This window comes from Amycolatopsis sp. YIM 10, from assembly GCF_009429145.1.
In the GTDB taxonomy this organism is placed as follows: domain Bacteria; phylum Actinomycetota; class Actinomycetes; order Mycobacteriales; family Pseudonocardiaceae; genus Amycolatopsis.
Window position 1 is genome coordinate 1,872,329 of the sequence record NZ_CP045480.1, and the last position, 21,768, is coordinate 1,894,096.

The window sequence follows — 21,768 nt, forward strand, 5'->3', positions numbered from 1 at the left end:
GGCGGACCACACCACCATCGGTGCCCTACTCTCTTTCGGGAAGAAGGCACTTCAAAGTGGTGTAGGCACCCAGGAGTAAGTCATGGAAGCGCAGACCTTCGACGCGTTCTCCGCGTTCTGCCCCAGCCGCCGGCTGCTCGACACGATCGGCGACAAGTGGGCGAGCCTGGTGATCGTGGCGCTCGGACTGGAAGGCCCGAAGCGGTACTCGGAACTCGCCGCGCGGATCGACGGCGTGAGCCAGAAGATGCTCACCCAGACGCTGCGCGGGCTGGAGCGGGACGGGCTGCTGACGCGGACGGTCACCCCGTCGGTGCCGGTTCGTGTCGACTACGGGCTTACCCCGCTCGGACTGTCCCTTTTGGACCCGATCCGGCACCTCAAGGAGTGGGCCGAAGCGCACATGCCCGAGGTGGACGCCGCCAGGGCGGTGTACGACGCGCGCGCTCAGTGAGCTCGCAGGAACGCGGTGAGGAGTTCCTCGAACTCCCGTGGGCGTTCCAGTGCGGCCTGGTGCCCGGCGTCGTCGAACGACACCCGGCGCACGTCCCGGCCGGAGCGTTCCAGCAGGTCCGCCACCTCGTGGATGTCGCTCGTGTCGAGCGCGCCGGTCAGCACCATGGTGCGTGCGTGCAGTTCGCCGGCCCGGTTGATCCCGCCGGGGTGGAGCAGCACCAGCGGCGGGCCGTCGCCCCGCACGTCGTAGGCCAGCCGGCCGTCACCGGTCTCGAGAACGCTCATCCGCACCCCTCGGTTCGGTGTTCCGGCAACACCACATGATCACCGCACGCGGCGGTCCGGTCGAGCGATTTTCGGCGGCGCTGCCGGTCCCGGCGACTGCTTGACCTCCACCGTGGTGGAGGTTCAAGGCTGGAGCCATGACCATCTGGATCTGCCGGACCTGCGGCGTCGAGCATCCCGACAGCAGCGAAGCACCGGCCGGGGTGTGCGCGATCTGCGCCGACGACCGGCAGTGGGTGCCCGCTTCGGGGCAGGCGTGGACCACGCTGGACGAGCTGGCCGCCGAGCCGCACGAGCTGGTGCACGAAGAACCGGAGCCGGGCATCCACCGCCTCAACCGGGAACCGGCGTTCGGCATCGGGCAGTGGACGCACCTGGTGCGGACTTCGCGGGGCAACCTGATGTGGGACCCGCCGAACCACCTCGACGAGCCGCTGGCCGCCAAGGTCGAGGAACTCGGCGGCGCCGCGGTGATCGTGGCCAGTCACCCGCACATGTACGGCTCGCAGGTCAGCTGGAGCCACCGGCTCGGGGGTGTTCCGGTGCTGGTGCACTCCGCCGACCGGCACTGGGTTCGGCGGGAGGACCCGGTGATCCGGGAGTGGTCCGGCACCGAGCGGGTCCTGCCGGGCGTGACGCTGATCGAGGCGGGCGGGCACTTCCCCGGCGCGGCCGTGGCGCACGTCGACAGCGGTGCCCTGCTCACCGGCGACACCATCGTGCCGGTGGCCGACGCGGGCTGGGTGACGTTCATGCGCAGTTACCCGAACATGGTCCCGCTCTCCGCGGGACTGGTGCAGCGCATCGTGGACCGGCTCGAACCGTACGAATTCGACCGGGTCTACGGGCTCATCGGCCGCAAGGTGCTCGGTGACGCCAAGGGCGCGGTACGGCGGTCCGCGCAGCGCTACATCGCCTGGGTGAGCGGGGCCAACGACCACCTGGGCTGAGTGCGGTGCCGGGAAACTCGGGTGCGGGCGTTGCGGCCGGGCCATTACGCTCGCCGGCCATGACCGCGAATGAGTTCGTGCCGGCCGGTTTCGAGGCGCCGACCTCGTTCGTCACCGAGCGGTTCCGCCTCGAACCGTTGGGGCCACAGCACAATCCGGCGGATCACGCCGCGTGGATGTCGAGCATCGAGCACATCCGCGCCACGCCCGGTTATCCCGACGGAAACTGGCCACCGCTCGACGGCATGACGCTCGACGAGAACCTCGCCGACCTCCGCCGCCACGCCGACGACTTCGCGCGGCGCGCCGGTTTCACCTTCACCGCGCTCGACCCGGGCGACAACGACGTCATCGGCTGCGTCTACCTGTATCCGCCGGACTCCGCGGAATGGGACGTCACGGTCCAGTCCTGGGTGCGGGCCGACCGGTCACACCTCGACGCGCCGCTCGCCGACGCCGTCGCGCGCTGGCTCGCCACGGACTGGCCCTGGGAGCGCGTGGACCGCTGCGGTCGCTGACATGTGACGGCGGCCGCATTCGCGCGGTGTCGAGAACGCCGTGCCGGGCGAGGACTTCGTGGTCGTCGCCTCCAGGGGTGCCGACGAGGATCCGGCGTGGTTCAAGAACCTCCTCGCGGACCCGGGCGTCGGAGTGCAGGTGGGCGACCGCCGGTTCACCGCTGTGGCGGAACGGCGAGTTGATCGGGCTCACCTCCGGCTACCGGGATCGCCGCGAGCAGGAACGCCTGTTCGCCGAGGAAGTCCGTCGCTGCGGATCGGTGGGGCGGCCGGGTTGCGGGTGCTGCCACCGCACGAATCGCGGCACGGCCTGCCCCATCCGGGTGCGGCGCTCGCCGGTGGAGCGAACCTACTTGTCCCGGATCGTCCGGCGGGCGGGGCCGTTGGCGCTGCGGGGAACGATCGGAACGACACCGATGGCGCTCAGCACGGCCACGATGCCGTTCTCGATCTGGGTGGCGGTGCTCGGCGAGTAGGCGGGCCCCGAGCAGAAACCCCCGCTGCAGACCGTCGGCGCCGGAGCGGCGCAGCCGGTGACAAGCAGGACGACGGCGCCGGTGAGGGCGGCGAGTCGCGCCTTCATGCGGGCTGCGCCGAACGCGAGGAGCCGGAAGCCAGCAGGACCAGCACACCGACGGCCAGCAGGATCGCCAGCAAGGCCTGGTAGAACCCGGTGATCACGCTGATCAGCGCACCCACCGCGCCCACCACCTCCATGACCACCGCGAGGCCGCGGGCCCACGGACGCCGGGTCAGGAAGGCGGCGGCCAGCGCGACGAGCGTCGCGATCACCGGGTTGAGCACGATCACGAACCACACCGAGCCCGCGACCTCCTGGTTGTGGTCGAGGCGCGAGCTGATGGTCAGCACCTGCACCACCCAGATCCCGAACGAGGCCACCGCCTGCGCGAACATGACCGCCCGCGCGATCCTGAATTGCCTGCTGTCCACCGAGCCACTCCTCCGCGACGACTGGCGAGCACGCTAGCCGTCAGCGGCGGGGGCACTCCCGGATCTGTCCGCTACCTGTCACCCCGGCTCGCCGAACCAGCGGGCGAGGTGGTCGTCCAGGTCCTGCTGGTCGTCGCCGATCCAGGCGACGTGGCCGTCGGGGCGGAGCAGAACGCACGGCACGTCCAGGTCCGCGGTGGGATCCGCGAGGTGGTCGACCCGATCCGACCAGCCGCCGGTGGTCAGCCGTTCGGTGCGGTCCAGCAGCAGGCCGCGGCCGCGATGCAGCCGGTCGTAGAGGCGGCCCTGCTTCACATCGATGTCGCGGAGGCGGCGGCCGAGCAGGTCAGGGCCGTCACCGAAGTCGTAGCGGATGTCGATGGCGGTGATCTTCTCGATGAGTCGGCGGTTCACCTCGTCGAAGTCCATCAGCTCGGTGAGCAGCCTGCGCACCGCCCGCGGACCCGGCTCGGTGGACAGCAGTTCCGTCTGGGCGCGCGTGTTGTCCAGCACGCTCTCGGCGACCGGATGACGTTCGGCCTGGTAGGTGTCCAGCAGTGTTTCCGTTGCCCAGCCCCGGATCCGCGCGGCCAGTTTCCAGCCGAGGTTGACCGCGTCCTGCACACCGAGGTTGAGGCCCTGCCCGCCGATCGGCGGATGGATGTGCGCCGCGTCGCCGGCCAGCAGTACCCGTCCGACCCGATAATGCTCGGCCAGCCGGGTGGCGTCGCCGAAGCGGGACAGCCAGCGCGGGGAGTGCACGCCGAAATCGGTTCCGGCGATGGCGTGCAGCTGTTGCCGGAAATCGTCGAGGGTGGGCGGTTCCGCGCGATCACCGACTCCGGCGGCGGGGACCAGGACGCTGTAGATTCCGTTGCCGAAGGGCCGGAGCCAGAACCGGATGTGGGTCTGGCTGATCTCGGCCACCTTGGCGGCGATTTCCTCTTGCGGCACACCGACTTCCAGCTCGCCCATCAGCATGTCGGCCCGCGAGGGTTCGCCGGGGAAACCGACGCCGAGCAGTTTGCGCACCGTGCTGCGCGCGCCGTCACAACCGACGAGATAACGCGAACGCACCTTTTCGCCGTTGGCCAGCTCGACGGTCACCCCGTCGTCGTCCTGCTCGAAAGCGGCCAGCGCGTTACCGCGCCGGATTTGCGCGCCCAGTTGGATCGCGTGTTCTTCGAGGAGCCGGACGATGACCGGTTGCGGAATGCCCAGCAGATAGGCGTGCGCGGTATCCAGGTCCGGTGGCGCGGGTTTGTCGATGGCGGCGAAGAATCCGGCGGCCGGGCGCTGCCTCCCGTGTGGCAGGAGGCGTTCCAGCAGTCCGCGCATCGCCATCAGTTCGAGACTGCGAATGTGCAGACCGACGATGCGGACGAACGACACGGGCTCGGTTTCCTTCTCCAGCAGGAGAACCCGCACCTCGTGCAGTCGCAGTTCGGCGGCCAGCATCGCGCCGGTCGGCCCGCACCCGGCGATGATCACGTCGAACAATTCGTTCGACGACGGCTGCGAAGAGTTCATGGTGTTGCCTTTCGGGAGTGCCTTGAGGCGCTCCCGGCGACACCCAGGTCAGTCGCCGGCCGTGACGGGAAGGGGGAGCACCCACGTCGATACAGCGTTCATGGGTCTCACCTCCTCGGGCGGCGTCACGGTCGGCTGCAAGCTACTGGCCCGCGCGTCACGGCGTCCAATCCTTTTCTCTCTCAGCTGCCGGCGGGGGAGGTGATCGCCGTACACTCCAGGCCTTCAACCGGATCGACGACTGGGGGTCGTGGTGAGCGGTAACAGGGTGTTGGTGGCCGGGGCGAGCATCGCGGGGCCCGCGCTGGCCCACTGGTTGTGCCGGCGGGGAGCCGAGGTGACCGTGGTGGAGCGGGCTCCCGCTTTGCGTCCCGGTGGTCAGGCGGTGGACGCGCGCGGAGTGGCCAAGGAGGTCATCCGGCGGATGGGGCTGGACGCGGCGGTGCGCGCGGCCTGCACGGACACCGCCGGCGCGCACACCGTGGACGTCGACGGGAACGTACTGGAGACCTACAGCGCCGACGACCACGGCGGCGACGGGTTCATCGCGGAGATCGAGATCTTGCGCGGAGACCTGTCCCGGGTGCTCTACGACGACACCCGCGACGGTGTCGAATACCGCTTCGGCGACCGGATCGCCGAGCTCGCCCAGGACGCGGACGGGGTCGACGTGACCTTCGCGAGCGGCGAGCGGCGGCGCTTCGACCTGGTGGTCGGGGCCGACGGACTGCACTCGTCGTTGCGCGCGATGGTCTTCGGACCGCGCGAGCGGTTCGTCCGCCACCTCGGACTCGTGCTGGCCTTCTACAGCGTGCCCAACGAGTTCGGGCTGGATCGCTGGCTGATCGAGTACCAGGAGGAGTCCGGGCGCTCGGCCGGCCTGCGGCCCATCCAGGACGCCACCCGGGCGATGGCCATGTTCTCCTTTCCCGCGGCCGACTTCGACGTCGACTACCGCGACATCGAAGCGCAGAAGAGCCTGTTGCGCGAGCAGGTGGCCGACCTCGGCTGGTTGACCCCGCGCATCCTCGCGCACCTGGACGACACCCCCGACTTCTACCTCGACCAGGTCGCCCAAGTGGTGCTGGACCGCTGGTCCAACGGACGGGTGGGGCTGCTCGGCGACGCGGCGTTCTGCGCGTCGCCGCTGTCCGGGGCGGGCACCGGGCTGGCCTTGGTCGGTGCCTACCTGCTGGCCGGAGAGCTGGCCGCGGCCAAGTGGGAGCCCGAGGCCGGGTTCGCCGGCTACGAGGCGCGGATGCGCTCGTTCGTCGAGGCCAACCAGGAGATCGGCCGGGTACACGTGCAGATCCGCACCGCCCCCGCCCCGGATGCCGAGCCCGGCCAGGAGCCCGACATGGCGGTGCTCACCGCGCTGGTCGAGCGCGCGATCAACGGCGTCGAACTGCCCGACTACGCCGGGGTGCCGGACTCCGGTGCCGCGGCGTCGCCGGCCAGGCCGTAGGCCGGTGCCCATGGCCCGGGCCTGCCTTCTTACGACAGGCTCTGCGAGCGCCCAAGGCCGATGAACGCGAGGGTGGCGAACGTGGTGACCCAGGCCGCCCCAGCGAGCATGAAGGCGATGCCCAGGCCGGTGAGCGGCAACAGCCCGGTGAACACGAGAGTAAGGATCGCCAAGCCGGACAAGGCGTTGCCCGCGATGGCGTACCCGGCCAGTCGCGGTGGGGTTCGCGGATAGCCGGCGATCAGGCCGAGGGCGGCGGCACCGCCCACCATGGCGATCCCGATCGGAACGAACCAGGCGGCTGGCAGGCCGAGCGGACCGGTGAGCCATTGCCCGCCCACCAGCATGACCACGCCGAAGACGGCGGTGCCCCAGCCGTCGATTCGCAAACTGCCGCGCAGCAGGTCTGACGTGCCGCCGGGTGACATCGCGTCACGCGGGGCAGCGGTGCTGGGGATGCTCATGCCTGTCTCCTCGGTCACTGGACCGGGTCTCGTTCAGGCCCGGTCTGGCCCGACGGTGACACGGTGCGGGGCATGGGCTCAATGACCTCCGAGGTCATGGAGTCGGTGATCCACGCCGATTACGCTTCGGAGTATGGCCACACAGCAGCCGGTCAGGGTGGGAGTGCTCCTGCGGGAGTGGCGGCAGCGCCGCAGGCTCAGCCAGCTTGATCTCGCCCTCCTGGCAGACACTTCCGCCCGGCATCTGTCCTGTGTGGAAACCGGCCGCGCCCGGCCGAGCCGGACGATGGTGCTGCGCCTTTCCCGCGCCCTGGACATCCCCCTGCGCGAGCGCAACACCCTGCTGCTGGCTGCCGACTACGCACCGGCCTACCTGGAGAGCAGCCTCGACGACAAAACCATGGCATCGATCCGTTCAGCGCTCGACACCATGCTGACCGCGCACGAGCCGTACCCGGCAGTGGTGGTCGACCGCCAGTGGAACGTGGTGACCGGTAACCAGGCCATGGCCGTGCTCATGGACGGCATACCGCGGCACTTGCTGCGGCCACAAGCCAATGTGTACCGCTTGGCCCTGCACCCCGACGGGCTGGCCGCGCGACTGGTCAACCTCCGCGAGGTCCGGGCGCTGTTCCTCGAACGACTGCTCCGCCAGGTCAACGCCACCGGCGACCCGCAACTGCGGGCGCTGTACGAGGAAGTCCGCCAGTACCCCAGCCCCGCGGACACGGAACAGGCCGATGCCGAGCACCCACCAAGCCCGATACAAGTTCCATTAAGAGTCCGGACTCCACACGGTGAGCTGTCGATGTTCAGCACCATGGCCACTTTCGGCGCTCCGGCCGATGTGACGCTGTCCGAGCTGGCGATCGAGCTGTTCTATCCCCTGGACGAATTCACCACAAACGCACTACGCGCACTCGAGGAATGATCAGCATGACTGACGGCGTCACCTTCATCAACGTTTTCGAGATCTCCGCGGACCGCGTGGACGAGTTCGTCGACCACTGGCGGGAACGGGCCGAGCTGCTCCAGGACGCGCCCGGCTTCAGAGACGTCCGCCTGCACCGGGCATTGCTGCCGGACTCACGGTTTCAGCTCGTCAACGTAGCGCACTGGGACAGCGAGCAGGACTGGCTGGCCGCGACACAGAACCACGGCCGGTTCCAGTCGTCGGTCGCCGAGGCCGCGCAGGTCGCCACCCCCAACCCGGCCCTCTACGAGGTCGTGGTCGCGTTTCCCTGAGGTGGTCACGCCACCGAGCTGCCGTCGCGCCCGAAGAGTTCGCTGTCCTTGTTGATCTGCGCGCCGCGCGACGGCCGGTTCGACCGTGCGCGGATCTCGTCGACCACGGCAGCGGCGACGCCCTAATCGCAACGCCTGACGAGTTCCGCAGTGGTGGCTCAATGCTCGTGGCTGAAGAAGGTTTCGACCATGAAGCGGGCCATGGCGGTGAGGCGCTCCGGGGGATAGGTGCCGGGGTCGTCGAGGACGAGCCTGCCGCCTTCTTGCATGGCGGTGAGCAGCAGGTGGGCAAGCAGGTCGACGTCGACGGTTTCGGCGTCGGGCTGGTCGCGGAGGAACCATCGGGTGATCTCGGCGATGCGGGCGCGGACGGCGGCTTCGGTGCGCCGCTTGTACTTGCGCACCGCGGGCGGCACTCCGTCGACCGGCAGCAGGATGGAGCGCCAGCGCTGCGGGCTGGCGGTGACCGCGGCGAAAAACCCTTGGGCGACCTGGGTGAAGGTGTCGATGGGGTCCGCGTCGGCGAGGTCGGCGGGTAGTACCTCGGTGATCTGGGCGAGTGCGCGTTCGCCTTCGCGGTGGAGCAGGTCGCGCAGGATGTGGTCGGCGTCGGTGAACTGCCCGTAGACGACGGGGCGGGTCACCCCGCACGCCTTGGCGACGCCGTCGACCGACACGGCGGCCACGCCGTCGGTGTTGATGATCTCCAGTGCGGCGTCGAGCAGCTGCTCGCGCCGCTCGGCCGGGGCCATGCGCGGGGCGTAGGGGCGTTTGCCGGTTGCCGCGGAAGACGTCATGGGCAGCATCCTACCTTGCAAAGCTACATCACTGTAGCTACGGTGCTGTAGCAATTGGAGGTGGTGATGAGCGATGGCACGACGAGGCGGTTCTGCGTCATCGGCGCCGGATACGTCGGCAACGGGCTGGCACGCGCGTGGAAGCAGGCCGGTATCCCGTATGACCAGTTCGAGGCGACTGGCGCGATCGGCGGGAACTGGCCGCGCGGGGTGTACGACTCGACGCACCTGATCAGCTCGAAGCGCTCCACCCAGTACGTCGAGTACCCGATGCCCGCGCACTTCGAGTTCGACACCGAAGTTCACCGGCAGGCAGCTGCATTCCAAGGACTACAAGCGGCCCGCGGACTTCGGGTCCGGCAGCCGGGTGCTGGTGGTCGGTGGCGGCAACTCGGCCAGCGATCTCGCGGTCGAGGCGGCGGCCACATTCGGCAGCGCGGACCTGTCGATGCGATCCGGGTACTGGTTCATCCCCAAGACCATCTTCGGGATCCCGGCCTCGGAGTTGGACCGGGTGTGGCTGCCGATGCCGGTGCAGCGGCTGGGGTTCAAGATCCTGCTACGACTGTCCTGCGGCCGCTACGAACGCTATGGACTCGAGAAGCCGGACCATGCGCTGGTCACCAAGGACGTCACGGTCAACCCGCGGTGAGTACGACACCACCGGGTACCGCACCCGATTCCCGTTCCTGGACGAATCGATGTTCACCTGGGAGAACGGACAGCCGCTGCTGATCGAGCACACGCTGGTGCCGCGGTACGCCAACCTCTACGTTTCGGCCTGGTCGCGCCGCGGTCCGGTGCCGGGAAGATCATCTCGCACGGCGCGCCTTCCTCGCCGAAGCCGCGGTGACGCAACGGTTGTTCCCGATCCCGCTGTCGGACCTGCTCGCCCGCCGGGCACGGCTGCTCGGCGGCGGGCTCGCGACCTGGGCCGCCCGTCGCGACCTCCCACCACCACCCGCACCTTCACCCAACGGACATCTCGACGCGAGAGAAGATCAAGGAGCTGACCGCATGAGCCTGCCCCCACCGACCTCGCGCAACCGGGCCGTGGTCACCGGTGCCTCCTCCGGCATCGGCACCGCGCTCGCCGAGCACCTGGCCGCCCGCGGCCACTCACTGATCCTCATCGCCCGCCGGGAAGACCGGCTGCGCGAACTCGCCGACCGGCTCGCACAACGGCACCGGGTCGAGGCCGAGGTGTACGCGTGCGACCTCGGCGACCGCGACGCGCGCGCCAAGCTGGTCGCCGATCTGGCCGCCCGCGACATCGCGGTGCTGTGCAACAACGCCGGATTCGCCACCTACGGTCCGCTGTCCACATTGGACGCGCAGCGTGAGGGTCTTCAGGTCGAGCTGGACGTCGTCGCCGTGCACGAACTGACCCTGGCGGTCCTGCCGGGGATGCTGGAGCGCAAGGCGGGCGCGATCCTGATCACCGGCTCGACGGCGGGCAACCAGCCCGGCCCGAACAACACCACCTACGCCGCGTCGAAAGCGTTCGCGAACACGTTCGCCGAGTCGTTGCACGCCGAACTCGCCGGAACCGGGGTGGGGTGCACGCTGCTTGCGCCCGGTCCGGTGAAGACGGAGTTCACCCATGCCGCCGAGGCGCCCGGGCTCGACCGGCTGGTGCCCGGACCGCTGTGGGTGTCCGCCGACGCTGCCGCCAGGCAAGCGATCACGGGTATGGCCAAGGGCAAGCGCCGGGTCGTGCCCGGCCCGTTCGCCAAAGCCCAGACACTGAGCGGGCTCTACGGCCCGCGCTGGATCAGCGCTTCCGTGCTGCGCGCGGTGTACCGGAGGGTGAAGTGAGCGACTGGGAACCCCGTACCCGCACCGACAGCCGCGGCCTCCGGACCGATATGCGGCGCCTGCTCACCCTGGCCGATCCGCGCCACTCCCTCTACCGCGACGCGCACTACTTCACCGCCACCGTCGAAGTCGACCCGCGGGCGATGAAACCGTGGCTGCCGCCCGGAATCCGGCTCGCCGAGCCCGCCCGCGCCGACGCACCACCGATTCTCGCTCGCCCGCACCGCAACGTCATGGGCCTGGCGGGTTTCGCGTTGCCGCGGGTCGTGGCGTTCACCCCGCGCGAGCGGGGCCTCGAAGTCCGGGAGGTCACCGGCTTCGACCTGCGAGTGGGCGGCTCCGAACGCAACCCGCTCGACCAGCTGGGCCTCGGCCGGGTCATCCAGGCCCGGGTGCACCGCGTCGACCTCTCCGCGGGCCTGCCACCACTTCCGCTGCGGCCACTGTCGCCGCTGTTCACCGTGACCCGACTCCGACCGAGGGTGCTCTGACATGACCACGAACCTGTCCGACCAGCTGACCCTGCCCTGCGGCGCCGTGCTGGGCAACCGCATCGCCAAGGCGGGCATGAGCGAACAGCTCGCCGCCCGCGACGGCGCCCCCACCGCCGAACTGTGCCGCCTCTACGCCACCTGGGCCCGCTCCGGGGCCGGGCTGCTCATCACCGGCAACGTCATGATCAACCGCGACGGGCTGGTCGAACCCCGCAACATCATTCTCGACGACGACCGGCACCTGGGCGAATTCAAGACCTGGGCCGACACCGTCCACGCCGGTGGTGCCGCGGTGTGGATGCAGATCAACCACCCCGGCCGGGTCGCCACCGTTCCCTTCACCCGCCGCCCGGTCGCCCCCTCGGCCGGCCGCGAACCCGTGCCCGGCTACAACCTGCGCAAGGCTCGCGAACTGACGGCGACACGGATCCAGGAGCTGATCCGTTCCTACGCTCACACCGCGGAACTCGCCGTCGCCGCCGGTTTCGACGGCGTCCAGATCCACGCGGCGCACGGTTACCTGCTGTCGCAGTTCCTGTCCCCGCTGGCCAACACCCGCGGCGACCACTACGGCCGCGACGCCGCCGGCCGTCGCCGTGCCCTGCTGGAGACCGTGGCCGCTGTGCGCGAGGCCGTCGGCCCGCACGTGCCTGTCTCCGTGAAGCTGAACTCGAAGGACTTCCAGCACGGCGGCTTCACTGAGGCCGAATCCCTCGATGTCGCCGCCGCCCTCGGCGACAGTGGTGTCGACCTGCTGGAGATCACCGGCGGCAACTACGCCGAACCCGCCATGGAAGGCGTCCACCACACCGGCCGCGCCGCGACCGGGGAAGCCTACTTCGCCGACTACGCAACGAAAGTCCGCGAACGCGTCGGCGTGCCGCTCATGCTCACCGGCGGCCTGCGCACCCGCGAAACCATGCAACGCCTACTGGGTGACGGAACGACCGACGTGATCGGCATTGCCCGTCCGATGGCGTTCGTGCCCGACTACCCAGCCCGCCTCCTGGCAGGCGAACCCGAGCCGCTCCTGCCCACCGGCCTCCGCCCGACCGGCTACCGGCCACTGGACGGCTACCTCCAGCTCGCCACGCACAACGCCCAGTTCCACCGCATCGCCGCCGGCCGCACCCCGCAGACCCAAGCCGGCATCGGCACCGTGCTCCGCGCACTCGCCACCATGGCGGGCGCCATGACCAGTCAGGTGGTGCTGCCCCGATGAGCATCGACGCCGGCAGGCGGGCGGCAAAGTCGCGGTGAGCAGGGGGCGCTATCTTAGAGCGCTCTCTTCCGAGCCTTCGCGAACTCTTTCCCGGCCTTGGTGCCCCCATCGACCAGGATGTCGACCCCGGTCAGATAGCCGGGTGCTTCGCTTGCGCAGAACGCGAGCACAGCCGCGACCTCCTCGGGCTTGCCGAATCGCTTGATCGCCGCCGATTTCACCAGGTCGCCGGCGCCGTGGTTCTCCTCCAGGCGCCCCATCGCGGTATCGAAGCTCCCTGGGGAGACAGAAACAACCCGCGCTCCCCGCTCACCGAACCCGGCCGCCAGGAAACGGCTGTACCAGTGGACGAAGTTCTTGCTGATCGCGTAGGCCAGTCCGGGTTTCAGCTTTCGGCCGACAAACCTCGCGCGACTGACGATCGCCTTCTCGAAGTCGCCGGGCCGTTGCTCGGCAAGGCGGAAAGCACGGAGCGGGACGAGGAGCTTGGGAATGCTGTGTCCGGCGGTTGATGCCACATTGACGAGTACGTCACCCTCCGCGGCCCGCGCGAGAAATGTCCGCGCGATGTGGACGGTGCCGGTCGCGTTGATGCGAGTGATGCGTTCAGCCGTACCCATGTGCGGACTGATTCCAGCGGCATGGACTACCGCGCGAACGTGACTTTCTTCAGCCTCCGCGCGCTGGAACAATTGCTCGACGGATGCCTTGTCGGTGATGTCGCAGACCACGCCGATCGCTTCGACTCCGGCCGTGGTCAGCTCGCGCACCGCGTCATCGAGGCGCGTCCGGTCCAGGTCCGCCAGCACGATCCGGTGGTCGTGCCCCATGAGCCTCGCCGTTGCCAGCCCCATGCCGCCGGTCCCGCCGGTGATGATCGCCGTGGGTCGTGCGGACTGTGCGGCCGGCATGGTCAGTTCGCCGGCCGTCCCGCGCCGGCGTAGTCGTCGCCGGGGCGGCGGTAGGCGTGCACCTGCACCGCCTGGCCGAAGGTCGGCGCGTCCACCATCTGCTTGTTGCCCACGTAGATGCCGACGTGGTGGATCTTCGTCGACGGATTGCCGAAGAACACCAGGTCGCCGAGTTGCGGCTCCTCCTCGACCGGCACCAGCGGCACGCTGCCGTACTGCCAGTGCGCGGTGCGCTTGAGCGTGATGCCCGCGTTGCCGTAGGCCGCGGTGGTCAGCCCGGAGCAGTCGAAGCCTTCGTGCCCGCCCTCGATGCCGTTGCCGCCCCACACGTACGGCAGGCCGATCTTCTCGATGGCGAAGTAGACCGCCTTGAGCACCGAGGCCTTCGGCGGCGAGTCGGTTTTCGCGACCGTGCCGTAGACGTTCGCGGTGGCCAGCACGCGGTGCAGGAACAGCGGCGCGTCCTGGAGCGAGCTGACCGCGTTCCACCAGGTCGGGCCGTCGGACAGGTCGCGGCCGCCGTCGCCGCACAGGGCGCGGGCGGCGGTCAGCGCGGCGTCGTCGAGGTTCTGCGGATCGGGCGCGCCCGCACCACTCGCGCTGCGGGCCCACTTGTCCCAGATCGCCGGGGTCAGCTGCATCGGGCCGTTCGCGTCCCGCTCGGAGACCACGGTGCCGTTGAAGTCGAGCAGTTCGACGGTGCCGATCGGCTGTGCCGGGCGGCCGTCCTCACCGATCACCCCGCCGACGCGGCCGTGGTCGCTGGCGTTCTTGCCGATCCCGGCGAGCGTCACCCACGACACGTGGCAGCCGGGCTGCTCCTGGCCCATGGTGATGGTCGCCTTGGCGTAGGCGAGCATCGACCGCTGCGGGATCTCCAGCCAGGTCGAGTACTGCGCGGCCCAGTCGTCGAGCTGCTTGCCCGGCGACGCGGGCAGCGCCGCGCCCGGCTGCGGTTGCGGGGTGCTCGGTGCGGGCGCCGGTGGCTCGGGGGATGCCGGGGGAGCGGTGTTCGCCGCGCTGTCCGCCTGCGGCGAGCCGTTGTCCTGGCCGTTGGCCAGCACAAAGAGCCCGGTCGCCACGGCCACCGCGACCAGCGCGATGACCAGCGCGCGCCGGACCGGCCGCTGCCTGGTTTCCTCCGCCACCACTACCCCCTGATCCCGTCGAGCACGAACTGGCGCAGGCCGTCGAGGTCAGTGTCCACGGCGACCTCGATCGACGGGCCCTCCGGCTCGCCGTTGGCTTCCCGATGTGTCCAACGACGCTGGTCCAGCAGGGTCGCGCCCCGGTGCGGACCGAACGAGCAGTCCACGTCCACCGGGAACCGCTCGGTCTCCAGCAGCCCCGGCCGGATCGCCTCGGCCACCGCGACCGCGTCGTGCAGCACGATGCCGTCGTACCCGAGTTCCTTGCGGTAGTGGTCGAGGTAATCACCGGTGAGCGAAACCAGCACCTCGCCGACGGGATCACCGTCGGCCAGCTCGGCCAGCCAGTCGGTGGACACCGCGCAGCGGCGGGTCAGGTCCATCGGCACCAGCGTGACCGGCACGCGCTCCTCCACCAGCACCCGGCGGGCGGCCTCGGGATCGGCCCAGACGTTGAACTCGGCGGCCGCGGTCACGTTGCCGCGCCCGATCGCGCCGCCCATCACCACCAGCCGCTCGATCCGGTCGCGGACGCGCGGGTGCGCGGCCAGCAGCAGGGCGATGTTGGTGAGCGGGCCGATCGGTGCGATGGTCACCGGCTCGTCGGCGCGTTCCAGCAGCGTGACCAGCATGCTCACCGCGTCGGCGCTCTCCAGGTCACGCTCGGCGGCGGCCAGCGAGGCCGACCGGCCGGACAGCCCGTCCGCCCCGTGCACCGCCGAGGTCCGGCTCTGCGCGTGCACCAGCGGGCGTTCGGCACCGGCGGCGACCGGCACGTCGGCGCGGCCGAACAGGTTCAGCAGGCGGCGGGCGTTCTCCGTGGTCGAATCCAGCGGCACGTTGCCGAACACCGTGGTCACGCCGATCAGCTCGATCTCGCGGCTGCGCGCGGCCAGCGCCAGCGCGAAGGCGTCGTCGACCCCGGGATCGGTGTCGATGATCAGTTTCGTGCCCAACTGCCGCTCCCTGGTCTGTCACCCGCCGATGGCTACAGGTTACGGTCAGCCCCATGACATCCATGTGGGGTTCCCCGGTGGTGGCCAGGGCGAAGGCGTGGCGGCGCGCGCGGCGCGACCCGCGGCAGGCCCGGTTCCTCACCGCCGACTCGCTGCGCTGGGTGCTGCGCAACCGCGCCTACACCCCCTGGTACCTGGTCCGGTACTGGCGGCTGCTCAAGTTCCGCCTGCTCAACCCGCACATCATCCTGCGCGGCATGGTGTTCCTCGGCAAGGACGTGGAGATCCACTGCCGTCCCGGTTACGGGCGGCTGGAGATCGGCCGCTGGGTGCACATCGGCGACGGCAACGCGATCCGCTGCCACGAGGGTTCGCTGCGCATCGGCGACAAGGCCGTGTTCGGCAGGCAGAACGTGGTCAACGGTTATCTCGACATCGAGCTCGGCGCGGCCACCCTGGTCGCCGACTGGGTCTACATCTGCGACTTCGACCACGTGACCACCGACATCACGCTGCCGATCAAGGACCAGGGCATCGTGAAGTCCCCGGTGCGGATCGGACCGGACACCTGGATCGGCACCAAGGTCTCGGTGCTCAAGGGCACCCGCGTCGGCCGGGGCTGCGTGCTCGGCGCGCACGCCGTGGTCCGCGGTGACATCCCGGACTACGCGATCGCGGTCGGCTCACCGGCCCGCGTGGTGCGCGACCGCCGCGCCGACTACGAGGCCGACGCCGAACGCCGCGAAGCCGTGCGAGACATGGCCCGAAAGGCGGACAAGGCCCTGGAGAAGACGCTGCGCGACCTGACCTCGAACTAGGCACTTCGAGCCGGGCGGCAAACCGGACGAACGGAGGATTCCGTTCGTTGCTGTAACTAACTAGCATCGAGCCTCACCCCGAAGTGGAGGAGCAGCTCGTGCGCGTACGCAGACGTTCGGCCTTCGCGTTAGTCACCCTGTCCAGCATCGCCCTGCTCGGCACCGCCGCCCCGGCGGTCGCCGCGCCCGACGACGGCATCTACACCGCGGCTGCCCAGTGCAGCGAAACGCCGCGCGAGCTGCCGATCAACCAGTTCACCGACCACCGCGAGCTCGGCATCGAGCTCGACCGGATCGAGCGCGCCAGCGGCGGCAAGGTGGAGGTCGACCAGCTCGGCCGGAGCAACCGCGGCCGCGAGATCTACTCGGCGCGCGTCGGCACCGGGCCCAAGGCCGTGCTGCTGACCAGCGAGATCCACGGCAACGAGAAGACCGGCACGGACGCCATCCTCAACCTGCTGGACTTCGTCGGCACCAGCGATTCGGCCAAGGCGAAGCGCTGGCGCAGCGAGCTGACCATCGTCGCCATTCCGAAGATGAACCCGGACGGCGCCGAACTCGACCGCCGCGGCAACGACATGTCCTGGCAGGAGGTCACCGCGCGCCACCCGCAGCTGCGGGGCGTCCAGCCCGCGTGGAACTACTACACCGGCTCGCTGCAGGGCGACGACTACTCGCAGCGGCCGGGGTTCGACATCAACCGCGACTACAACCCCGACCTGAACTACGTGCCGCGCAAGGAGGACTTCCCCGGCACCTCGGCGCAGACCGGCTGGTACCTCTCGCCGGAGACCTCCATCGTGCGCGACGTCTACCGCGGCCTGACCGCCGAGTTCGGCAAGGTGGACACCTACGTCGACCTGCACCACCAGGGCGCCTGCTACGTGATGCCGGACGATCCCGACGAGTTCGTCACGCTGTCCATCTCGGGCAAGTTCGTCGACGACCCGGCCACCACGCCCGGCTACGAGAAGTATGCGCCGAAGTACGACCTCAAGTACTCGAAGCAGCTGAACGTGGCGGTGAACAACGCGCTGCAGGGCGCGGCGAACAACCGGCCGGTCTTCGGGAACGTGACCCTGTACCCGCAGGACACCAACCTGCCCGGCACCGGGCTGGGCTCGTTCGCGCTGAACGGCAGCGGCACCGTGCTGTTCGAGGTGCGCGGGCAGACCCAGACGCTGGGACAGCAGCACCGCGCGGTGCTCACCAAGTCCGTCTACATCGGACTGGACGGGATGCTGTCCTCGATCGCCAGCGGGCACGTGCGCAACCTGGACCCGGCCGAGTACGACCGGATCCCGCCGCGCGGGCCGAACATCGGCACCGCGGCGGCCGAAGCCGACGCTCGCCTGGACGACTGAAGCAAGCAGCGTTCAAAACAAGCAGCGTCTAAAGCAGGAAGTGGAACAACGGGCTGCCCGGTTCCACCCGTTCCACCTGGAGCGGGCTGGCTTCGAGGCGGTCCAGCAGGCCGGGCAGGTCGGCTGGGCGCTCGATCTCGATCCCGATCAGCGCCGGGCCGGTCTCCCGGCTGTTGCGCTTGACGTACTCGAACAGGGTGATGTCGTCCTCCGGGCCGAGCACCTCGTCGAGGAAGCGGCGCAGCGCGCCGGGTTCCTGCGGGAAGCCGACCAGGAAGTAGTGCTTGAGCCCCTTGTGGACCAGTGACCGCTCGAGGATCTCGCTGTACCGGCTGACGTCGTTGTTGCCGCCGGAGACCACGCAGACCACGGTCTCCTGGGCACCGATCTCGACGGTCGCCCCGAGCGCCGCGCTGGCCAGCGCGCCGGCGGGCTCGGCGATGATGCCGTCGGACTGGTACAGCTCCAGCATCTCGGTGCACACCCCGCCCTCTTCGACGGTGGTCAGCTCGGCACCGCTGTCGCGGATCAGCGGGTAGGTGACCGAACCGGCGATGGCCACCGCGGCGCCGTCGACGAACGAGTCCACCGTGTCGATCCGCACCGGCCCACCGGCTTCGAGCGCGGCGGCCAGGCAGGCGGCCCCGGCCGGTTCGACGCCGACGATCCGGGTCGAGGGATGGCGTTCGCGCATCCAGCTGACGATCCCGGCGAGCAGCCCGCCGCCGCCGACCGGCACCACCAGCACGTCCGGCGCGAAGCCCAGCTGCGCGACGATCTCGCGGGCGACCGTGCCCTGCCCGGCGACCGTGCGCGGGTCGTCGAAGGCGGGCACCAGGGTCGCGCCGGTGCGCTCGGCCTCGCGCTTGGCCTCGGCGGAGGCGTCCTCGTAGCTGTCGCCGGTGACGATGACCTCGACGTGCGCGCCGCCGAGCGTGGCGATCCGCTCGCGCTTCTGGCGCGGCGTGGTGCGGGGCACAAAAACGCGGCCGTTGGCGCCGAGCCGGCGGCACGCGTAGGCGACGCCCTGCGCGTGGTTGCCCGCGCTGGCGCAGACCACGCCGCGGGTGCGGACCGCCTCGTCGAGCTGCACGATGAAGTTGTAGGCACCGCGGACCTTGTAGGAGCGGACCGTCTGGAGGTCCTCGCGCTTGAGCCAGACCCGGGCGTTCATCTGCGCGGAGAGCCGGGAACTGGGTTCGAGCGGGGTCCTGGTGACCACCCCGGCCAGTCGTTCCGCGGCCTGGTCGACCAGTTCCGCGCTTACCTCCGCCGTGCGTACGCCCTGCATGCCCGGGAACCTACTCCGGGTGGCCGCGGCCCGATCGGGGGAGGGCGGCCGCGGTCACGGCTTCGGCACGGCCGGATACGGCACGAAGGTGCTCGTGTTCTCGTCGACGGTCAGCTGCTTGCCGATGGTCGGGAAGGCGCGTTGCGGGCAGGCCGGGCGTTCGCAGACCTTGCAGCCCATGCCGATCGGGGTGGCGGCGGCCCGGTCGTCCAGGTCGAGGCCGGTCGAGTAGACCAGCCGCCGCGCGTGGCGGAGTTCACAGCCGAGGCCGACGGTGAACATCTTTCCGGGCGAGCCGTAGCCGCCGATGTTCCGCGAGATCGTCCGTGCGATCCAGAAGTAGCTCTTGCCGTCCGGCAGCGACGCGATCTGCGTCAGGATCTTGCCCGGCGACGTGAACGCCTCGTAGATGTTCCACAGCGGGCACGCCCCGCCCACCCGCGAGAAGTGGAAGCCCGCCGCCGACTGCCGCTTCGACATGTTGCCCGCGCGGTCCACCCGCACGAACGAGAACGGCACCCCGCGCATCTTCGGCCGTTGCAGGGTGGACAGCCGGTGGCACGCCGTCTCGAAGCCCACCCCGAAGTGGTCGCACAGCCGCTCGATGTCGTACCGGTACTCCTCGGCTCGCCGGTAGAACTGCTCGTACGGCAGGATCAGCGCCCCGGCGAAGTAGTTGGCCAGCCCGACCCGCGCCAGCGAACGCGCGGCCGGACCGGAGAACGCCCACGAATCGGCCAGCTCGGCGATCAGGTCGTCGTACTCCAGCAGCGCGATCTGCGAAGCCATCCGGAAGGCCTGCTGCCCGACCCGCAGGCTCGGCGCCATTCGCAGCACCCGCGCGTGCGGCTCGTACCGGTGCTGCTCGCCGACCGTCTCGTCGATGCCCTCGCTGGTGACGTGCACCCCGTAGCGCTCGGTCAACCGGTCCCGCAGCGAGGACAGCACCTCACCCCGGCGCAGCGGCAGTTCGGCGGCCATCCGCTCGGCGCGTTCGTCCAGCTCGGCGACGTAGTTCTCGCGTTCGTAGAAGAAGTCGCGCACCTCCTCGTGCGGCAACGGCCCGGCCGCGCTGCCGTGCACCCCGCTGCCGTCCTCGGTCACCAGCGCGGCGGTGTTCTCCACCGCGTCCCGGTACCGCCGGTGCAACCGGACCAGCGCCTGGGCGATGGACGGCAGGTTCGTCGCCAGCTCGTTGATCTCGCCGGTGGTCGCCTGCACGCCGAGCGACTCGTCGAGCAGGGCTTCGCGCACGTCGGCGACCAGGCGCGCGGTGTCGTTGTTCGCGAAGAACTCGGCGTCCACGCCGAAGGCCTGGGTGATCCGGAAGAGCACCGGAACGGTCAGCGGACGGGCGTTGTGCTCGATCTGGTTGAGGTAGCTCGGCGAGATTTCCAGCAGCCGGGCGAGGTCCGCCTGGCTCATCGAGCGGGTCTCACGCAGGTGGCGCAGCTTCGCGCCGGCGAAGGTCTTGTCCACTGAACCGGTCCTTTCCGGAAGGTTTCCCGGCCTGAACGATCAAGTAAACGATCAAGCTGAGGGAATTCCGCAGGTCTGCGAACTCCGTGTTCGCAACCTTCGCCTGCATGCTACGAAAAGTTTGCAAAATTTGGCAAATTGGAGCGCTAGGCGCGTTTCCCCTGCACATGTCATGGTCGGAACAGGAAGCGAGTAATCGCAAAGTTCGCAAAGGTGGGAAAGATGGCTGACACGGTCAACAGGGAGCAGGCGGCGGCAGAGCTTGCGAAGCAGTGGGAGACCGACCCCCGCTGGCAGGGTGTGGACCGTACCTACAGCGCGGCCGACGTGATCAAGCTGCGCGGCAGCGTGGTCGAGGAGAACACGCTCGCCCGTCGTGGCGCCGAGAAGCTGTGGAACCTGCTGCACACCGAGGACTACGTCCACTCGCTGGGCGCGCTCACCGGTAACCAGGCCGTCCAGCAGGTGCGTGCCGGGCTCAAGGCGATCTACCTGTCGGGCTGGCAGGTGGCCGCCGACGCGAACCTGTCCGGGCAGACCTACCCGGACCAGAGCCTGTACCCGGCCAACTCGGTGCCCGCGGTGGTCCGCCGGATCAACAACGCGCTGGGCCGCGCCGACCAGATCACCTGGGCCGAGGGCAACACCGACATCGACTGGTACGCCCCGATCGTCGCCGACGCCGAGGCGGGCTTCGGTGGCCCGCTCAACGCGTTCGAGCTGATGAAGGGCATGATCGCGGCCGGTGCCGCGGGCGTGCACTGGGAGGACCAGCTGGCCTCGGAGAAGAAGTGCGGCCACCTCGGCGGCAAGGTGCTGATCCCGACCAAGCAGCACGAGCGCACGCTGAACGCCGCCCGCCTGGCCGCGGACGTGGCCGGCGTGCCGTCGCTGATCATCGCCCGCACCGACGCGCAGGCCGCCACGCTGATCACCAGCGACGTGGACGAGCGCGACCAGAAGTTCATCACCGGTGAGCGCACCGCCGAGGGCTTCTACAAGGTGCGCAACGGCATCGAGCCGTGCATCGAGCGCGGGCTGGCCTACGCCCGGTACGCCGACCTGCTGTGGATGGAGACCTCCGAGCCCGACCTGGAGGTGGCCCGGAAGTTCGCCGAGGCGATCAAGGCGAAGTACCCGAACCAGCTGCTGGCCTACAACTGCTCGCCGTCGTTCAACTGGAAGAAGCACCTGGACGACGCGACCATCGCGAAGTTCCAGCGCGAGCTTGGCCACATGGGCTACAAGTTCCAGTTCATCACGCTGGCCGGCTTCCACGCGCTGAACTACTCGATGTTCGACCTGGCCAAGGGCTACGCGAACGAGGGCATGACCGCCTACGTGGACCTGCAGGAGCGCGAGTTCGCTTCGGAGGAGCGGGGTTACACCGCCACGAAGCACCAGCGCGAGGTCGGCACCGGCTGGTTCGACCAGGTGGCCACCGCGCTGAACCCGGACAGCTCGACCACCGCGCTGACCGGCTCCACCGAAGAGGCCCAGTTCCACTGAGCCCGGTAGTCCCCGGAAGCCGCCGGGCCCGGCCCCCTTGGTAGTCGCCCGCACGACTGGGGCGGCCCGGCGGCTTCCCTTCCCTCTTCTTTCTTTT

General features: G+C 69.7%; 25 protein-coding genes and 1 pseudogene. 14 read left to right on the forward strand and 12 right to left on the reverse strand.

The window, feature by feature from the left end; genetic code table 11:
• The first annotated feature begins 82 nt into the window (after positions 1-82).
• On the forward strand, positions 83-454 hold the full coding sequence (locus tag YIM_RS09310) for a helix-turn-helix domain-containing protein (RefSeq protein ID WP_153029953.1): 372 nt from the start codon (positions 83-85) through the stop codon (positions 452-454).
• Here the strand turns inward: YIM_RS09310 and YIM_RS09315 are convergent.
• The gene (locus YIM_RS09315) at positions 448-741 is read right to left on the reverse strand and encodes an alpha/beta fold hydrolase (RefSeq protein WP_153029954.1); all 294 of its coding nucleotides are present in this window, start codon (positions 739-741) and stop codon (positions 448-450) included. The genes YIM_RS09310 and YIM_RS09315 overlap by 7 nt on opposite strands.
• Before the next feature lie 137 nt (positions 742-878).
• Between YIM_RS09315 and YIM_RS09320 the strand changes: the two genes are divergently transcribed.
• From YIM_RS09320 to YIM_RS49625, 3 genes and pseudogenes are all read left to right on the forward strand, one after another.
• Positions 879-1,691 carry a hydrolase gene (locus tag YIM_RS09320; RefSeq protein ID WP_153029956.1) on the forward strand — a complete coding sequence of 271 codons (813 nt, stop codon included), beginning with the start codon at positions 879-881 and terminating at the stop codon, positions 1,689-1,691.
• Between the two features lie 59 nt (positions 1,692-1,750).
• Positions 1,751-2,209, forward strand: coding sequence for a GNAT family N-acetyltransferase (locus YIM_RS09325; protein WP_153029957.1), 459 nt, complete (start codon positions 1,751-1,753; stop codon positions 2,207-2,209).
• Between the two features lie 58 nt (positions 2,210-2,267).
• Positions 2,268-2,354, forward strand: a pseudogene (locus tag YIM_RS49625) (nitroreductase/quinone reductase family protein); the annotation flags it as partial.
• A gap of 204 nt (positions 2,355-2,558) precedes the next feature.
• On the opposite strand, the gene YIM_RS48555 reads toward YIM_RS49625, so the two are convergent.
• From YIM_RS48555 to rox, 3 genes are all read right to left on the reverse strand, one after another.
• Positions 2,559-2,792 carry a hypothetical protein gene (locus tag YIM_RS48555; protein ID WP_194240398.1) on the reverse strand — a complete coding sequence of 78 codons (234 nt, stop codon included), beginning with the start codon at positions 2,790-2,792 and terminating at the stop codon, positions 2,559-2,561.
• Positions 2,789-3,160 (reverse strand): hypothetical protein, encoded by a 372-nt coding sequence (locus YIM_RS09335; RefSeq protein WP_153029958.1) that lies wholly within the window; start codon positions 3,158-3,160, stop codon positions 2,789-2,791. The genes YIM_RS48555 and YIM_RS09335 overlap by 4 nt, the downstream gene beginning before the upstream one ends.
• Before the next feature lie 78 nt (positions 3,161-3,238).
• Positions 3,239-4,690: a rifampin monooxygenase gene (gene rox / locus YIM_RS09340; protein ID WP_153029960.1), complete on the reverse strand. Its 1,452-nt coding sequence runs from the start codon at positions 4,688-4,690 to the stop codon at positions 3,239-3,241.
• Positions 4,691-4,943: 253 nt separating this feature from the next.
• Here rox and YIM_RS09345 point away from each other — a divergent pair, with 253 nt between their 5' ends.
• Entirely contained in the window at positions 4,944-6,155 is a 1,212-nt protein-coding gene (locus YIM_RS09345; protein ID WP_194240096.1) for an FAD-dependent monooxygenase, read from the forward strand.
• A 29-nt stretch (positions 6,156-6,184) separates the two neighbouring features.
• Here the strand turns inward: YIM_RS09345 and YIM_RS09350 are convergent, their stop codons facing one another.
• Positions 6,185-6,619 carry a hypothetical protein gene (locus tag YIM_RS09350; protein ID WP_153029961.1) on the reverse strand — a complete coding sequence of 145 codons (435 nt, stop codon included), beginning with the start codon at positions 6,617-6,619 and terminating at the stop codon, positions 6,185-6,187.
• Positions 6,620-6,752: 133 nt separating this feature from the next.
• On the opposite strand from YIM_RS09350, the gene YIM_RS09355 reads away from it, so the two are divergent.
• Positions 6,753-7,550, forward strand: coding sequence for a helix-turn-helix domain-containing protein (locus tag YIM_RS09355; RefSeq protein WP_153029963.1), 798 nt, complete (start codon positions 6,753-6,755; stop codon positions 7,548-7,550).
• 5 nt (positions 7,551-7,555) lie between these two features.
• Positions 7,556-7,864, forward strand: coding sequence for an antibiotic biosynthesis monooxygenase (locus YIM_RS09360; protein WP_228004645.1), 309 nt, complete (start codon positions 7,556-7,558; stop codon positions 7,862-7,864).
• 158 nt (positions 7,865-8,022) lie between these two features.
• Here YIM_RS09360 and YIM_RS09365 read toward each other — a convergent pair whose 3' ends face one another.
• Both YIM_RS09365 and YIM_RS49070 read right to left on the reverse strand, forming a co-directional pair.
• The gene (locus tag YIM_RS09365) at positions 8,023-8,661 is read right to left on the reverse strand and encodes a TetR/AcrR family transcriptional regulator (protein ID WP_194240097.1); all 639 of its coding nucleotides are present in this window, start codon (positions 8,659-8,661) and stop codon (positions 8,023-8,025) included.
• Positions 8,662-8,684: 23 nt separating this feature from the next.
• Positions 8,685-8,957, reverse strand: coding sequence for a hypothetical protein (locus YIM_RS49070; protein ID WP_228004646.1), 273 nt, complete (start codon positions 8,955-8,957; stop codon positions 8,685-8,687).
• A 20-nt stretch (positions 8,958-8,977) separates the two neighbouring features.
• Between YIM_RS49070 and YIM_RS49075 the strand changes: the two genes are divergently transcribed.
• From YIM_RS49075 to YIM_RS09385, 4 genes are all read left to right on the forward strand, one after another.
• The gene (locus YIM_RS49075) at positions 8,978-9,313 is read left to right on the forward strand and encodes a hypothetical protein (RefSeq protein WP_228004973.1); all 336 of its coding nucleotides are present in this window, start codon (positions 8,978-8,980) and stop codon (positions 9,311-9,313) included.
• Positions 9,314-9,510: 197 nt separating this feature from the next.
• Positions 9,511-10,479: an SDR family oxidoreductase gene (locus YIM_RS09375; protein WP_304506008.1), complete on the forward strand. Its 969-nt coding sequence runs from the start codon at positions 9,511-9,513 to the stop codon at positions 10,477-10,479.
• On the forward strand, positions 10,476-10,970 hold the full coding sequence (locus YIM_RS09380; protein WP_228004647.1) for a hypothetical protein: 495 nt from the start codon (positions 10,476-10,478) through the stop codon (positions 10,968-10,970). Before YIM_RS09375 ends, YIM_RS09380 begins: the two co-directional genes overlap by 4 nt.
• Position 10,971: 1 nt before the next feature.
• Positions 10,972-12,195: an NADH:flavin oxidoreductase/NADH oxidase family protein gene (locus tag YIM_RS09385; RefSeq protein WP_153029968.1), complete on the forward strand. Its 1,224-nt coding sequence runs from the start codon at positions 10,972-10,974 to the stop codon at positions 12,193-12,195.
• A gap of 53 nt (positions 12,196-12,248) precedes the next feature.
• On the opposite strand, the gene YIM_RS09390 is transcribed toward YIM_RS09385, so the two are convergent.
• The 3 genes from YIM_RS09390 to YIM_RS09400 are packed head-to-tail and all read right to left on the reverse strand — an operon-like array spanning position 12,249 to position 15,210.
• The gene (locus tag YIM_RS09390; protein WP_153029970.1) at positions 12,249-13,106 is read right to left on the reverse strand and encodes an SDR family NAD(P)-dependent oxidoreductase; all 858 of its coding nucleotides are present in this window, start codon (positions 13,104-13,106) and stop codon (positions 12,249-12,251) included.
• A 2-nt stretch (positions 13,107-13,108) separates the two neighbouring features.
• Positions 13,109-14,254 carry a C40 family peptidase gene (locus YIM_RS09395; RefSeq protein WP_153029972.1) on the reverse strand — a complete coding sequence of 382 codons (1,146 nt, stop codon included), beginning with the start codon at positions 14,252-14,254 and terminating at the stop codon, positions 13,109-13,111.
• 2 nt (positions 14,255-14,256) lie between these two features.
• Complete coding sequence (locus YIM_RS09400; protein ID WP_153029974.1) at positions 14,257-15,210, reverse strand: nucleoside hydrolase; 954 nt, start codon at positions 15,208-15,210, stop codon at positions 14,257-14,259.
• A gap of 53 nt (positions 15,211-15,263) precedes the next feature.
• Here YIM_RS09400 and YIM_RS09405 point away from each other — a divergent pair, with 53 nt between their 5' ends.
• On the forward strand, positions 15,264-16,028 hold the full coding sequence (locus YIM_RS09405; protein ID WP_153029976.1) for an acyltransferase: 765 nt from the start codon (positions 15,264-15,266) through the stop codon (positions 16,026-16,028).
• A gap of 152 nt (positions 16,029-16,180) precedes the next feature.
• Positions 16,181-17,392: a M14 family zinc carboxypeptidase gene (locus YIM_RS09410; protein WP_228004974.1), complete on the forward strand. Its 1,212-nt coding sequence runs from the start codon at positions 16,181-16,183 to the stop codon at positions 17,390-17,392.
• A gap of 28 nt (positions 17,393-17,420) precedes the next feature.
• On the opposite strand, the gene ilvA is transcribed toward YIM_RS09410, so the two are convergent.
• Both ilvA and YIM_RS09420 read right to left on the reverse strand, forming a co-directional pair.
• Positions 17,421-18,683: a threonine ammonia-lyase IlvA gene (gene ilvA / locus YIM_RS09415; RefSeq protein ID WP_153029977.1), complete on the reverse strand. Its 1,263-nt coding sequence runs from the start codon at positions 18,681-18,683 to the stop codon at positions 17,421-17,423.
• 54 nt (positions 18,684-18,737) lie between these two features.
• The gene (locus YIM_RS09420) at positions 18,738-20,162 is read right to left on the reverse strand and encodes a short-chain fatty acyl-CoA regulator family protein (protein ID WP_153029978.1); all 1,425 of its coding nucleotides are present in this window, start codon (positions 20,160-20,162) and stop codon (positions 18,738-18,740) included.
• 222 nt (positions 20,163-20,384) lie between these two features.
• Here YIM_RS09420 and aceA point away from each other — a divergent pair, with 222 nt between their 5' ends.
• Positions 20,385-21,671, forward strand: a complete 1,287-nt coding sequence (gene aceA / locus YIM_RS09425) for an isocitrate lyase (protein WP_153029980.1) — start codon at positions 20,385-20,387, stop codon at positions 21,669-21,671.
• Positions 21,672-21,768: the final 97 nt, after the last annotated feature.